The organism is Capnocytophaga sp. ARDL2, from assembly GCF_041530365.1.
Lineage (GTDB): Bacteria > Bacteroidota > Bacteroidia > Flavobacteriales > Flavobacteriaceae > Flavobacterium.
This window is the reverse complement of the sequence record NZ_CP168034.1, coordinates 1,597,492-1,612,828: the sequence shown is the minus strand read 5'-3', so window position 1 is coordinate 1,612,828 and position 15,337 is coordinate 1,597,492. Positions and strand designations below refer to the sequence as shown.

Annotated in this window: 13 protein-coding genes; all 13 read right to left on the bottom strand. The window is 36.4% G+C overall.

Annotated features, from left to right (window positions below; genetic code table 11):
* The 13 genes from AB4865_RS08185 to AB4865_RS08125 all read right to left on the bottom strand — a co-directional run bounded on the left by AB4865_RS08185 (nucleotide 1) and on the right by AB4865_RS08125 (nucleotide 15,209).
* Complete coding sequence (locus AB4865_RS08185) at nucleotides 1–555, bottom strand: TlpA family protein disulfide reductase (RefSeq protein ID WP_372472792.1); 555 nt, start codon at nucleotides 553–555, stop codon at nucleotides 1–3.
* Between the two features lie 198 nt (nucleotides 556–753).
* Nucleotides 754–2,580, bottom strand: coding sequence for a POTRA domain-containing protein (locus AB4865_RS08180; protein WP_372472791.1), 1,827 nt, complete (start codon nucleotides 2,578–2,580; stop codon nucleotides 754–756).
* Between the two features lie 4 nt (nucleotides 2,581–2,584).
* Complete coding sequence (locus tag AB4865_RS08175; RefSeq protein WP_372472790.1) at nucleotides 2,585–3,028, bottom strand: DUF4268 domain-containing protein; 444 nt, start codon at nucleotides 3,026–3,028, stop codon at nucleotides 2,585–2,587.
* Nucleotides 3,029–3,123: 95 nt separating this feature from the next.
* Nucleotides 3,124–3,336 (bottom strand): hypothetical protein, encoded by a 213-nt coding sequence (locus tag AB4865_RS08170; RefSeq protein ID WP_372472789.1) that lies wholly within the window; start codon nucleotides 3,334–3,336, stop codon nucleotides 3,124–3,126.
* A 70-nt stretch (nucleotides 3,337–3,406) separates the two neighbouring features.
* A complete protein-coding gene (locus AB4865_RS08165; protein WP_372472788.1) occupies nucleotides 3,407–4,132 on the bottom strand; it encodes an acyl-[acyl-carrier-protein] thioesterase in 726 nt (241 codons plus the stop codon).
* A gap of 157 nt (nucleotides 4,133–4,289) precedes the next feature.
* Nucleotides 4,290–5,219 (bottom strand): tRNA (adenosine(37)-N6)-dimethylallyltransferase MiaA, encoded by a 930-nt coding sequence (miaA, locus tag AB4865_RS08160; RefSeq protein ID WP_372472787.1) that lies wholly within the window; start codon nucleotides 5,217–5,219, stop codon nucleotides 4,290–4,292.
* Entirely contained in the window at nucleotides 5,192–6,049 is an 858-nt protein-coding gene (locus AB4865_RS08155; protein ID WP_372472786.1) for an ion transporter, read from the bottom strand. Before AB4865_RS08155 ends, miaA begins: the two co-directional genes overlap by 28 nt.
* A gap of 391 nt (nucleotides 6,050–6,440) precedes the next feature.
* The gene (locus AB4865_RS08150; RefSeq protein WP_372472785.1) at nucleotides 6,441–7,682 is read right to left on the bottom strand and encodes an exonuclease domain-containing protein; all 1,242 of its coding nucleotides are present in this window, start codon (nucleotides 7,680–7,682) and stop codon (nucleotides 6,441–6,443) included.
* Between the two features lie 12 nt (nucleotides 7,683–7,694).
* The gene (locus AB4865_RS08145) at nucleotides 7,695–8,354 is read right to left on the bottom strand and encodes a YggS family pyridoxal phosphate-dependent enzyme (protein WP_372472784.1); all 660 of its coding nucleotides are present in this window, start codon (nucleotides 8,352–8,354) and stop codon (nucleotides 7,695–7,697) included.
* Nucleotides 8,355–8,356: 2 nt separating this feature from the next.
* Complete coding sequence (locus AB4865_RS08140; protein WP_372472783.1) at nucleotides 8,357–9,091, bottom strand: M48 family metallopeptidase; 735 nt, start codon at nucleotides 9,089–9,091, stop codon at nucleotides 8,357–8,359.
* Nucleotides 9,091–12,255: a type I restriction endonuclease subunit R gene (locus AB4865_RS08135; RefSeq protein ID WP_372472782.1), complete on the bottom strand. Its 3,165-nt coding sequence runs from the start codon at nucleotides 12,253–12,255 to the stop codon at nucleotides 9,091–9,093. The genes AB4865_RS08140 and AB4865_RS08135 overlap by 1 nt, the downstream gene beginning before the upstream one ends.
* A gap of 197 nt (nucleotides 12,256–12,452) precedes the next feature.
* A complete protein-coding gene (locus AB4865_RS08130; RefSeq protein WP_372472781.1) occupies nucleotides 12,453–13,655 on the bottom strand; it encodes a restriction endonuclease subunit S in 1,203 nt (400 codons plus the stop codon).
* A gap of 36 nt (nucleotides 13,656–13,691) precedes the next feature.
* Nucleotides 13,692–15,209, bottom strand: a complete 1,518-nt coding sequence (locus tag AB4865_RS08125; RefSeq protein WP_372472780.1) for a type I restriction-modification system subunit M — start codon at nucleotides 15,207–15,209, stop codon at nucleotides 13,692–13,694.
* Nucleotides 15,210–15,337: the final 128 nt, after the last annotated feature.

Genomic DNA, 15,337 nt, shown 5'->3' with positions numbered 1-15,337 from the left:
TTAATTGTTGTAATGTGCTTTAATATCGTTGATAAAGGCTTCTTCGTCTGCGGTAATTGCCTTGAAATTGATGATACTTCCGTCTTTGTTCACCAAAATATATCTAGGAATCCAATCCAGAGCAACCGATGTTCCGAATGATTCTTTCATTTTTTGTTGGATATAAAAATGGTTTCCTTTCAAGTTGTATTTTTCAATAGCTGCTTTCCAATCTTCTGGAGTTTTGTCTAATGAAACAAAAACAAAGTTTAAATCTGGGAAATTTTCTTGTAATTCTTCCAACTTTGGAAAGCCTTTGATACAATCAGGACACCAACTTGCCCAAATTTCTACTACGGTCAATTTTCCTTTTTGTTGATTGATAATTTCCTCGAAAGAAAGTTGATTTCCCTCCAATGTGGTGAGAATTTCTCGATTGGTTTCGTCAGAAAAATAGTGTTTTTCAGCATTCATAGTTTGCTCTATTTCTGTATTATCTGAAGTTTGCGTGGTATTTTTGTCTTTACATGCTATCATTGTAATAGCCATACATGCTGCAAATAGTATTTTTTTCATGGTAAATCTTTATTTCTACAAAGATAGGGTTTAAATCGTAATATTAAAAATATAAAAAATGCTAAACTAAAATCTTTCTACGCGTGAGCGATGGGAGCGACATCCTTTTGTGGAGGCGATAGCCAACACAAAAGATACAGCGGACGACGCGACCCGCCCTTTAACACCGTTGAGAATATAGGGCGGGGCACGCCCAAATCAGTGATAGGGAACCGAGTTGGGTTCGCCGATTTGAAAATGGTGATAATTGAAATCATCATTTCGCAATTTATTAAATTCAAATATATTATATCCTCTATCGGGGATGTGTGGGAAATAGGAAATGGACAGATTGAACCTACTAAGGGTTAGATAATCGTTGGTAATCTGGACGCCTAATCCTATTTTTGTATAAGGCTCATTTTTAAAGAGCTGTGACTGATGCGAATTGATCATTCCAACGGACAGATTTATAAAGGGATTGAACCTAAATCCCATAAGGGAATAAGGAGAATAGCTCTGTGTTTGCAAAGTGAGTGTAGTCTTTTGAGTACCTCTGAGATGATAGCTCGAAAAGCCTGTAATCCCGTGATGTCCGTTGATACTGATTCGATCCTTTTCGTAATCAAGTCGATTGATTCCATAGACAAAATCATGGTAAATAAAATGTCTAAATTTCCAATTGCCCAATTGTTGTAAATGAGAAAAATATAGTGTTTCTGCTCGAAATACGCCTTGGGTATTTTGTTGATTTTGTCTGAAAGTTCCGTACTGCAACGTATTGCTGATATATCCAAACGAATACTGGTTTGCATAAGTGTACGACAAACTGTAATAAGGTAATTTTTGCTGATTTTTCCACTGAAAACCATACGTAAATCTCAGTCGCTTTCCTACTGGAATGTCTTCTACCCTATTGTCATAAAAGAGATAGCGTTCTTTTTTATACGAATACGAGTTGATTCCTGTTGCAAATAATAGCAACTGATGGTCTGAAAAATGATTGTATGGATCGTAATACAAATTGGGTTCTGAAGTATATTTTCGATGATTGTATTTTGCAGCTATATACAAATTTACCCGATTGTTGATGTCTTGTTTCTCAGAAATTGGTATGGCTGTACCTGCCCACGTATTGTATTCGTTGTATTTAAAATCTTGATTGATAAAATACGAATTGGTCAGATCAGGTACTGAATCTCTGTAAAAAGTCTGAGCGAGATAGATACCTCCTGCCCAGTTTGCTAATGGGGAATAAAAATCTCTGTTGAGTTGAATAAACTTATTATAATTTCCGCCTAAATCCTTATGGTATTGCGTGTGAAACGTTATGTACTGTTTTGCTATATTTGGGATGATGTAACGAAAATTATACCCATGAAGATCTTCTTTAAATCGGGTACGGTATTGTACTGAAAAATAATGACCTAAACCTACAAAATTTCTCGTATAGGTATTGAGTCGTAAAGAAGAAGTGGACATAGAACCGTTTGCATAAATTGCCCATGCATCGAGTGTATTGATGATCACATCAACAGAATCTTTGCTTACATAAGTAGAATCTATAGAAATTTCTGCTGTGCGTATGTAACCCAAACTACGTAACAATCGTTCGGATTCTACTATTTTATCAGCAGAAAATGTGTCGTTTTTTTTGAACAACAGGAGGTTTCGAATGGTAAAATTTTTCGTTTTACCATGTAGAACATTTCCTATTTTTTCAAATTTATTGGTTTTACGATTGGGATTTTTAAAATTAGCTCCAAAGGGATCGTAACTGTTGATGATGATATTACGTATCACTTTTCCGTTTTGTACCACGTAATCTGGTTGTACTTCTTGTGAGGCTTTAGGCTTGCTTGTCAATGGTTTATTGGGTATTCTATAGGTGTATTTTTTTAACAATTTGCCTATTTTGGTAGTACGTGGAGCACGTACAAAGGAGTCCATGTACTGATCTGAAGGTAAAGAATCGTCATACTGAGCCGTACTCTTTGTTGAAAAGAGCAACGCAAAGAAAATGAGGATGAAAATCTTTACCTTCATAATATTACGTATTGAGTTCGAGGTCTTTGATATAATCTGAATATTCTTCGTAAAACTCTTCGAAATTGGTCATTTCTTTATAAAAGAAATCAAAAATTTGTTTCCAGGTATCGGGTTTGTGCAAGGATACATTGGGCATTTCTACCCATATACGACTAATGCATTTGCCGTTGTCTAGATGATAATTTCGTTCTAAAATAGCATCTGGTACATGATTTTCCCAAAGCAATGTACGTAAAGATTCTATTTTTTCGTAATAGATTTTTCTTAGATTTTCGTCTTTGGGTTCAATTTCAAGAGCTACTTGAGCCTTTTTGTTATCAACATAAAACTTAAAAGCAAAATCTTTGATTTTTGTATCAAATAACAACCATTTTTTTGGATATGCCGATGCAAAATCTGTCCAAAACTTTTTTTTGAGTAATCTTACTTCTTCTTTACTGTACATAATTTCATAAAAAAAGCTGTTTGAAATCGTTAGTATTGCTTTTCAAACAGCTAATGTGATTATTTTATTGTATTACAAACAATTATTATTTATCTTTAGATTGAGATGTATTCTGTTTCATTTTCATACGAACGTACATTTCCTCCAGTAGATACTACGATTAAACGTCCTTCTTCTGACCATCTTGCTGTCAATACGTCAAAACCTACGAAAAGTTCTAATTCTTTTCCGTTTTCGTCAATAATATACAACATTTGACCTTCTATTCTAAAATTGTTTGATTTTTTGAAGTTTTCTGTAAATTCCATTGTGTGTTTATTTAAATATTTTTACAAATTTACTATTATTTTTTGATTTTTTTTCTTCTTTCGATAAATTTTACCTCTCCTCTACTCTCATCGCAAAAACGATGGTTTCGGCTTTTTTTATGTAAAAATATATCCCATCTTCTTGTTGGGTTTGATAGATGGTTACTTCAGCGCCAAAGTTTAGTTCGCGTAGGTAGTTCAAATCAATGGCTTTAATTTTTTTCTTTAGGTGAAAGTCTATGGGCAATAAATCCAAGCACCACTCCATGTACTTGATATTGTTTACATGTCCTACTACATCCAAATCTGAATATAGAACTTTGCGTTGTTGAATCTCTTGAGCTTCCAATTGTATATTCAAACGTTGAATGGGCGATTGTGTTACTTTTTCATGGGGAAAAAATTCAATGCCACTGATATCAACAGCCAAAGGTTCAGGTCTGCGTTTTTCGGTATTGATAACCACCCAAAGACTGGACAAACTCGCAAAGGGTTTGTCGTTGTGCTTTTGCACAAAATTTCGAATGGCTCTACCGTCGATATATTCTTGTATCCATGTGTGATTGCTGATGGTCTGATTCCAAGTGGGAAGTTTTTCCAATTCTATTCTCATAGCCGATAGCACCCACGCTTGATTGTAGGCACTCATCTGTCGGTAATCCATTTCTAACAAATGGGCGTGATTGTTGGCTATGATTTGAAAAATATTGCTTATTTCTGTGATTTTCAACCGTGAACTGATGTCACATTGTGGAAAATTTATTTTCCAATCTTCGGTATATTTTAACTTTTTCATTCTAACTAATGGGTCGCTCCTAACGGAGCTTGGTTACTAACAGATTGCTTCTATGGAGCAGACTATAAAAAACAAAGATACTTCGCTTTGAAAGAAAACATAGGTTGCTGTGTAAATTTTGATATTCGATCGTTTTCGGTCGAATTATGATTCGCCCCTACGAAGTTGGAATGTGATTATTTATTTCATCAAAAATTTCATCAACTGGCATTTGATAATCAAACCACAAAACATTTTCATATCGCTTGAACCAGGTCTTTTGGCGTTTGGCAAATCTACGGGTGTTGGTTTTGATGTTTTCTACGGCTTCGTCCAACGATACTTTTCCGTCAAAATAATCAAACAATTCTCGATAACCTACGGTTTGCAATGCGTTTAAATCTCTGTGTGGATACAACTGCTCTGCTTCTTTTAGCAATCCGTTTTGCATCATAATATCCACTCGCTTGTTGATACGCTCATACATTTTTTCTCTATCGGCTGTCAATCCGACCAAAATAGGTGTATATGGCAATTCGTTTTTTTGTCGATTTAAAAATGATGAATACGGTGCATCGGCTGCACAACAAACCGCCAAAAAACGTTGCATTCGTTGTGGATTTTGTAAGGTTTGTGGATTTTCTTTGGTCAAATGTTCGAAATAATCAGGGTCTTTTTCTTTTAATTCTCTTTGCAAAAATACCAATCCTTCTTCGCTGTATTTTCTTTCAATTTTGTCTTTTATTTCTTGCGAAACTTCTGGAAATTCGTCGATTCCATACAACATTGCATTGACATATAAACCCGAACCACCCACCATAATTTGCACTGGATTTTTAGCAAACAATTCTTTTAATTTCTCGTGTGCTTCTTCCATAAATTCTCCTACATTATAATGCGAAAATATACTTTTGTTTTGAATGAAATGATGTGGTGCAGCAGCCAATTCTTCCTCACTTGGTACAGCGGTTCCAATGGTCATTTCTTTGAAAAACTGACGGCTATCACAGGAAATAATTTCCGTAGAAAATCGCTTTGCCAACTCAATTGCCAAGGCTGTTTTTCCTATTGCAGTAGGTCCTATGATGATGATGAGGTATCGTTGCATGTGTCTTTTTCAATGATTTTTGTACCACAATATGGGCAGTAATTATGCTGTTTTATTTTCTTGAAACACTGCGTACATTGTACTTTGTTTTTCTTTTCTTTTTTGTTAAGTTTACCATATTCCGAGGTTACGATTCCGGTTGGTACAGCGATGATACCGTAACCCATAATCATAATGATCGAAGCCAAAAACTGTCCGATTCCTGTGGTTGGAGCAAGATCGCCATACCCCACAGTAGTCATCGTTACGATACACCAATAAATACTTGTAGGAATATCAACAAAGCCGTTTTCTTTGCCTTCTATCATAAACATTAGCGTACCCAAAACCACAGAAATAACCATCATAAAATAAATGAATACCAATATTTTATTCTTACTCTGTTTAAGTGCTTCTTTAAGTTGCCATTGTTGGTTTAAAATAGGTATCATATCAAATATGACAAAAATTCTCAACAATCGCAAGGCTCTAAATGTGATGAGAAAACTCGTATTGGGAATGAATACCGAAAGGTACATTGGTAGCAACGCCAAGAGGTCTATCAAACCATAAAAACTAAAGATATAACTCAGTGGTTTCTTGTTGGAATATATCCTTAGAAAGTATTCTATCGTAAAAAATATGGTGATGACGTATTCTCCATAAATCAGTAAATTGTGATACTTAGAATCAATTTGCTCTATTGATTCGAGCATCACCAATACCATACTAAATAGGATTACTCCCAACAAAATAATATCAAACAATCGACCTGCAACGGTTCCCGTTCCATAAATGATAATGTATATCTTTTGTTTGAGTAATTCGTTTTTTGATTTTAATCGTTTCATTTTTGGAAATCTTTATTTCACAAGCACCTACGGTGCAAACTTTTTTATGCCACAAATTATACAAATTTCCATGAATTATTTAATTTTTGGATAAAAAAATTGAATTCATCTTGACTTTTTTTCTCACGCAGATTTTGCAGATAATCACAGATTTTTTCTGAAATGATTAAACCTACGGTTTAAAACAGATTACCGCAAATTTTGTTTTTTGATAATTCAAAAAAAACATCAACGAAAATCAAATCAACAGAAAAAATTATAAAAATTTATCTTTTTATGTACTCCGGTCTGCGACCACCCCTTCTTTTTAGAGGGGAATGCATGAAATAAATCTAAAATTTAAAAGTAGAGATAACTTCATTGCGTAATTCATGTTATTCGTGGCTATATCTTACAACAACTTATAATCATTTTTTGTAGCCAAATAATTTTTGATGATATTCATCGTGTCTTTATTGGTCAAAGGTATTAAAATTTGATTGAGGATATGCTCCGTGCGAATTTGATAATTCAAATCAAAGAAACAATACCCCTCAAATTTATTATTCTTTATAACCAATGCTGTTTTTTCATTGATTGTCCTCCCTTTCATTATGATAATCAATTGATTAAAAAATACTTTTTGCTCTTTGAAATGTTCTTTTATCAATTCAATATTTTTCAACTTATTGATTTTATTTGCATATTCCAACGCATCTTTTTGATGTTTGAAAGATTCTAATACTTTTCTTCTGTTGTCTGTTCTATCTACGATTACTTTGGTTGGATTTTCATTGTCATCCCAGTACAAACTCCAGATAAAAATGGGCTTTTTTTGAAGGGTATTCAATGTAGGTTTTATAATCGAAATTTCCTCTTTTTCTTTTAAAATAGCCAATAATTCATTGCCTGTTTCTTCAAATGTTATTGCTCCTACATCTTGCTGAATACGTTTTCCCAACTTGGAATCTGAGGTAAACAATTGAGAAACTTTTTTGCGAATATTCGTTGCTTTACCAATATAAATGATGCTCTGATTGTAATCATAGACATAAAAAACGCCTGTTGTAGAGGGCAATCGCTCCAAAATATTGAACAATTTGGGGGCGTATTCTTTCTGTAAAATAGTCTTTACCGATTGCTTTACAATTTCTTTAGATTGATCTTTTTCCAACAACAATTTGAACAGTTTCAAAGTGGCAAGTGCATCTCCAAACGCACGATGTCTGTCTGCTACGGGAATTCCCAACGAACGAGCCAATTTTCCTAAACTGTATGTCTCGGCATCAGGCAAAAGTTGTTTGGATAGTTCTACCGTGCAAATCGAAGGCATCTGAAAATCATATCCCAACCTGCGAAATTCTAATTGCAACACGCGATAATCAAAACCTGCATTGTGTGCCACCAAAGTACAATCTTGGGTAATTTCTACAATTCGCTTGGCTATTTCATAAAATTTTGGAGCCGAACGAAGCATAGAATTTTTGATTCCCGTAAGTTTGGTTACATAGGGATGAATGGGAATTTCCGGATTTACCAAGCTGATAAATTGGTCGGTAATTTCTTGTCCATCAAAACGGTAAATGGCAATTTCGGTAATTCCTTCTTCGTTGAATTTTCCTCCTGTGGTTTCTAAATCTATGATTGCGTACACGATGAATAGGGATTATCTTGTTCCAAAAATAGTACTTCCGATGCGTACCATAGTACTTCCGCATTCTATAGCAATTTTGTAATCACCACTCATTCCCATAGACAATTGGGTAAAATGACAGTTGGGCAATTGATACGGTTGCACATAGTCGAAAATATGCTTGAGTGTAGTAAACTCAGATAAGATTTTCTTGACATCATCGGTAAACGACGCCATACCCATTAATCCTACTACTTTGATGTTTTCCAACGCTTTAAACTCTTCGCTGTGGATAATTTGCAACAATTCTTCCTGCGAAAGTCCAAATTTTGTTTCTTCCGAAGCTATAAACACTTGCAACAAACACGGTATCACACGACGCCATTTTTTTGCTTGTTTATTGATTTCGAGCAACAATTTCAAGCTGTCCACACCATGAATCATTGCAACATATCCTGCCATGTATTTCACCTTATTGGTCTGAACATGCCCAATCATATGCCATTGAATATCACGAGGCAATTGCTCGTATTTTTCGGTCATTTCTTGGATTTTGTTTTCTCCAAACACACGCTGACCTGCATTGTATGCCTCCATAATGTCTTCCACCGGTTTGGTTTTCGATACCGCAACCAGGGTTACATGCTCTGGAAGTTGAGATTGTATGTTTTGTATTTGAGTTGCTATTGACATTGCTATTTTTGTTTTTCAAAACTGCAAAGGTAGTTAATTTCATTCACTCTATACCTATCCAAAACGGCTTTTCGTTTTTCCCAATCAGGCATCTCTGTGGTGAGCAAGTTAAAAAATGCTTCGTTGTGGTGTTTGTGAATCAAGTGACAGAGTTCGTGTACGACCACATATTCGATACATCGCTTGGGGGTGTGTATTAGTTTTGGATTGAAAATCAATTTATTTTTCCCTGTACAACTTCCCCAACGGGTAGGCATTTCTTGAAATGATATTTCGGAAGAAACGCTGTGTTTTCTCAGAAATTTTTTCATCAATGGGTGAGCTATTTCTACAATCTTTTGCATAGCTCTGTGTTTCATCCATTGATAGAATACTTTTGATGCGTCTTGCTTTTTTTTCACGTGTACCAAAAAGAGATTTCCTTGATAAAACACCTCATCTTTTGAAGCAATTTTCACCAATAGTTTGTATTGCCTACCCATATACAAAACACTGTAACCCGATTTTATTTCGCTATGGATATCTATAAAATCGCTTTGGGCAAAAAAGGCTTGTTGTTTTAGTATCCATTGTGCTTTTTTCATCACCCATTCTTCTACTTCTCGCTCTTTGGTGGCTATCGGCACTTTCACCCACACATGACCGTCGGGGGTTACTTTTATTCCCATAGTTTTTCGTTCGGAATGTTGCAGATCGAAATATATTTTTTTTGTTCCGTAATAAATGCTTTTTTCCATCATTTCTGAACTTTTACATTGGAAATGACGATTTCTATACATTTTTTCGACAATTCTTCTGCCTTATTCAATGACAATCCGATGACATCCATCAAATAATCACTCAATTGTAAATCGATTCTATTGATTACATCGTTGTTTTTGTACCAATCAACAACTTCTTCTTGAGTCAAAATTTCTTCAAAAAAGAGTGTTACTTGTTCGCTTTCTTCTATGTTTTCGTTGGTCAATAAGCGATAAACGGCTTTGGTTCTCATTTTTTTCGAAACCGATTCTGGCATATCATCTTTCGTTTTCACTCCAGTAACTTCGTTGCGTATTTCTTGCAATCTCTTGAGGGCTTCTATATCAGAAATTCGGTTTTCTCTCATTTCGAGTATGGTCTTTTGAATGAGTTCGGAAAGTTTCTGATACCACACAGGGTCGATATCTTTTCGTTCGCTGATGTATTTCGATGTAGCCGATGCTATTTTTTCTGCTTTTGCTCGATTGCCTACAATTTTGCTCAACTCTTCATCAAACTTTTTGGTATCGAGGATATCTACTTGTTCTGTAAGGCGAATGATTTCTTCTGTAATCACATGCTGATCCAAGAGATTTTGCAATTGCTTTTCGTATGGTGCAAAACTGATTTCGTCTGTATACACATTGTTTACCGTAGCACGAATTTGAGCAAATTTCTTCAAATCGTCTTTGTATCGATTGATTTTTTCTTCGGAAACCTTTTTATAAAAATCTACTGTAGCCAATGCCATTTTCAATACTTTGGCAAATTGACTAAATTTTTCGTAAAACGATTCTCTCAATTCAATATCCGACAAATAGGCTACAAATTCTTCTAAGTCGTTTTTGTTTTTTACAGAATTGAAATGTGCCAACAAATCGGCGTACAATTGTGGCAATTTATCGACTTTGGCTGCAATATGCGTCAGTGTATTTTGTATATCCATTTTTTCTATGGCATCTTCTTCGTTGGAATAGGTAGCCAAGGCTTCTTCCAACTCTTGCATAATCCCTGCATAATCGATTACAAATCCGTAATCCTTGCCCGGATACACTCGATTTACTCTGGCAATGGCTTGTAACAGTGTATGCTCTCGTAATTTTCTACACAAATACATCACAGTAGTACTAGGCACATCAAAGCCAGTAAGCAATTTGTCTATCACAATGAGCAATTCGATGCTTTCGCCTTTTTCATATTGCTGTATGATGGCGTTTTCTATGTCTTTGCCATACTTTGTTTTCAGCATTTCGTAGTATTGTACCACTTCGCTCGAAGTACTGCTGTGTACATCTTCATTGTTTTCTCTGGTATCGGGTGGCGACATTACCACTTCGGTTTTTACCAAACCTATAGCATCAAAGGCTTTTTTGTACTTCACAGCAGTGAGCTTGTCTGGACAAACGACCATACCTCTAAAACCTGAGTGAACCCCTTGCAGATTGACTCCCCAGGTTTGAGAAAAATGTTTGCTAATATCCCATGCAATTTCTGTGATGTTTTGCTCGGTTTTGGAAATCAATTGGGCGTTGTTGGACTTGCGTTTGAGTTCCATTTTGTGATAGTCAGACAGACCTTCGGATACGCGGTCAAATCCTCTGTCGATCATTTTTTGATTGATTTCTTGCAACGCCAATCGTCCTTCGTACAAAATAGGTACAATCGCCTTGTCTTCTACCGCTTCTACGATGGTGTAGGTATCGATGATACCACCAAATTTTTGTGCAGTAGATTTTTGTTTTTTCATCAAAGGCGTACCTGTAAACACTATAAAACAAGCGTTTTCCAATATGCGTTCCATATTGGTATTGAAAACACCGTATTGGGTGCGGTGTGCCTCGTCTATCAACACAAATACATTGGGATGGTCGAGTGGCTTTTTGCCCATTTTCTTTACCGCTGCCTGAAACTTATTGACAATCGTAGTGGTTACAAAATCGCCATCGCTTTTCAACAAATTGACCAAATGTTTGCCCGAACTGGCGTTGATAACATCGATTTCTACTTTTTTTAGTGTAGCGGTAATCTGATTGTCGAGTTCTTCTCTATCTGTTACCACCACTATCAACGGATTGATTATAGTTTCTTTTATTTTGCGTGCCAACATTGCCATAGTCAGTGATTTTCCACTACCTTGCGTATGCCATACCACTCCCCCTTTTCGTTTGCCGTTTTCTATGTGTTGTATGCGGTCTATGATTTTGTTTATGGCAAAAAACTGTTGAAATCTCGCTACTTTTTTCAATACACCTCCTTCAAAAACCACAAAATCTTTTACAAGACTCAATAGTCGTTCTTTGCTAAAAAGTCCGTAAATCATGGTATCTTGAGCGGTGATGCCTACTGTATGTTGGTATTTTTCTTTGTATTGCAAAAAATCGGAATTTCTGCGAAGTTTGCTCTGAAAAAACACCTTGCTTTCGTCTGTTTTTGATAGCTCTTGATTGACCAATGTAGGCAAGTTTTGCAAATACTGTGGTTGTTTTTCTTTCCACACCGACCAAAATTCTTCTTTGGTGTTGGTGGTAGCATATTTGGCTTCGGTGAGTGAGATACTTCCCAATAGCTGACAATAGACATAGAGCGGTTGTATGCCGTTTTCCATCTGATTTCTCAGGTGTTGCGAGATGGCTTCACGCGTGGGTTCTTTGATTGTAGGACTTTTAGACTCGATGACCGCCAGCGGAATACCGTTTACAAACAGTACCAAATCGGGTCTATAGCTGTCTTTACGCCCCATACGCGTTACGGTAAACTCTTCTGTTACATGAAACACATTGTTTTCTATACAATTCCAGTCGATGTATTGCAGGGTGTGGCTCTTGCGGTCGCCGTCTATACTTTGCTCCAATGCACAACCAAAACGCAATAGGTTGTAAATGCTATTGCAGGCGTGTACAAAACCATCAGACAAAGGTATTTCTTTGAGTTTGTCTATGGCACGGAGGATATTGGCATCGGTAAAATCTGCCTGTTTGCTACCAATTTTTATGGTATTTATTTTTTGCAATTGTGTACGCAATATATCGGTGAGCAGCACATTGCTTTCTCTACCTTCACGAGCCGAGAGAGCTTCGCTTGGGGTGAGGTATTGGTACCCGAGGTCGATGAGTAACTTCAGTGCGGGTAATTGTGCGGTATTATCTTCTGTAAAAAACATTTTTTTATTTATTTTTATTTTTTTCACCACTGAGAATCAGAGATTTTTTAGGAATCAGAGACGCTTCGCTTTAGAAGAAACCAAAGACGCTATACTTTTTTAAACACATAGACATCATAGTTCACATAGTTTTCGATTAGCTTCGCTCAGTCGGACAAGTCCTCGCCTCTCAATTGCCTGTCTCGAGATATTGGGGATCAATTCTCAATTCTCAACCGTTTCTTTCCCGTAAGCAATTGTTGCATAAGGGCTTTTTTCTGCTGTTGGTATTGCACGAGCAATTGTTTTTGCAATGCCAATTCCTCATCTGCCGTGGACAATACCTCTGCGATAGCGATTTGTTCTTCTATTGATGGAAGAAAAATATTCATTTCAGATAAAGTTGATAAAACTATATATGGTGTATTCCCTTCTTTTTTTTCCGAAAAAATTCTTCTATGCAAAAACTTTTCAAGAAAGTATTTAACAAATAATATATTTTGATTAAATGTATCTAAAACATAAGTTCTCTGATACGCATTAAATTTACCTTTATAATAATGAATATATCCAACATGGGCACCATTTCCAGAGATCAATAACGCTTCTGTATCAAACGCATATTCATTAATGCGATAAAATTCTTTTGCACAAGTGTAAAATCGATATTTACCATTTTCACGCATAGCATTAGCATCCAATCTTCCTGTGGTTATTTCACACACCTCCCCCAATTTCACTTCTTTCCAGGGGTGTGAAAAAGGTTGGTTGTTTTTGGGGTTTAGGAGTCTTTTTTTGCCGGTGAGCAGCTGCTGCATGAGGGCTTTTTTTCGCTGTTGCAGAGCGTTGATGAGTTGGCTTTGCTTCTCGATGGCGATATCCCAAGTGCTGAGACAGGCAGCAATTGCCTCCTGCTCGGGTAAGGGAGGGAGGGGGAGTTGGAGGTTGCAATACTCTCTACTATTTATACCAGGTTGTCCACTCCTCATAGAAAATACATTTACCCAATTCCAATATTTATTTGTTTGAGTAAATATTTTCAAATAATATGGAAATATTTTTTTTTCATCAACTCTAAATCTAATTAAGAAACCAGCGAAAACTAAATCTCCATTTAATTTTGAATTATGCAAATATGTTTTTCCAACAGAAGCACCTGTTCTAGCAAAAACAAAATCATTGTTTTTTAAGATAAAATTTTTATAATTTACATCATCAACAGAAACTTTATTTTTATCACAATAATTTCCTTCCTCATCAATATCGGTTATTCTTAAATATGTAGGTAAACCATCAGAATATTCAACTGCACTTGCATTAATACCATAATCTCCTTGAATGATAGAAATCTCCCCCAGTTTTTTCACTTCCCAGTCATTTGGGATTCGTCCGATGCTTGTATGTTTGTATGTTTTGTTCATTATTAACATTTAACCCCTATGGGGCATTATCAATTATTAAAACTGCTGTAAATACTCTTCCATTTGCGATTGTACGGTAGCGATTTGCTTTTTGAGGTCGGAGATTTGCTGTTGTACGGCTTCCAAGTCTATGGTCTCCTCTTCTTCGTAGGTATCTACATAGCGAGGTATGTTGAGGTTGTACTCGTTTTCGCGTATTTCTTCTATATCGGCGATGTAGGCATATTTTTCTTCTACTACTCCTGTCGCGTGGTCGTGGTCGTGAAACTGCGTATAGGTCTGCACGATGCGGTCTATGTGCTGCTCTCCCAAGATGTTTTGGTTTTTACCTGGTACAAAATCCTTGCTTGCGTCTATAAACAATACCTTATTTTTGTTTTTCTTGTCTTTGTTGAAAAGTACAATGGCAGCTGGGATACCTGTGCCAAAAAACAAGTTGGACGGCAAACCAATTACGGCTTCCAACAAGTCTTCTTCCAACACTTTTCGGCGTATCGTGCCCTCGGCTGCTCCTCTAAACAATACACCATGAGGGATGACTACTCCTGCTTTTCCGTGTGCGTTGAGCGACTCTATCATGTGGGTAATAAACGCCCAATCTCCTTTCGACTTTGGTGGCAATCCTCTCCAAAAGCGGTTGTAAGGGTCGTTTTGAAGCTCTTCGGCTCCCCATTTGTCCAACGAAAACGGCGGATTGGCTACTACGGTATCAAATTTCATGAGTTGGTCGCCTTCTTTGTGCTTGGGATTTCGCAAAACATCGCCCCAACGAATAATGGCACTGTCGTATCCGTGTAGGTACATGTTCATCATTGCCAATGCCCAAGTGCTACCGTTTACTTCTTGCCCATAGAGCGAAAAGTTTTTGTTTCCTACCTCTTTTCCTGCTTTGATGAGCAACGAACCCGAACCACAAGTAGGGTCGTAGATACGCGAACCTGGTTGGGACTTGGTGAGTTTTGCCAAGAGTGTAGAAAGCTCTGCTGGTGTAAAAAACTCTCCTGCTTTTTTCCCAGAATCTGCGGCAAAGTTGGCAATCAAAAACTCATATGCTCCACCGATCACATCGTTGTTTTCCAAATTGGCTTGCGAAAGGTTGAGGGCTTTGAAATCTGCCAAAAGGTTTTTCAATCGCGTACATTTGTCTTTAGAATCGCCCAAAGTTGAGGAATTGAAATCAATGTTGTTGAAAATATTAGAGCCGTCGTATCCGCCCAATTTTTCGCGGTTGGCCTCTTCCAATTCTGCCAAAGCATGGTTGATTTTCTCCCCTATTTTTGGGTCGTTGCGATGCTCGTACAAGTAATCAAAACTCGACACTTCTGGCACGATAAATCGCTCACGCACCAAGGCACGGTGTATTCTCTCTTCGTTGCCGTTGTATTGGCGGCTGTATTCCTCTCGTTTTTCGTTATACACATCGGTTACATACTTTAGAAACAGCATAGTAAGTACATAATCTTTGTATTGCGATGGGTCGATAATTCCACGGAAAGTATCACAGGCTTTCCATACAATGTTGTTTACATCTTTTTGAGTGATTTTTTGTGTCATTTTATTATTTTTTGTTTTTTTATAATACTTTTTATTACTTTTTATTACTTTTAGATACTTTTTATAATACTTTTTATTACTTTTAAATACTTTTTATTACTTTTAGATACTTTTTATAATACTTTTTA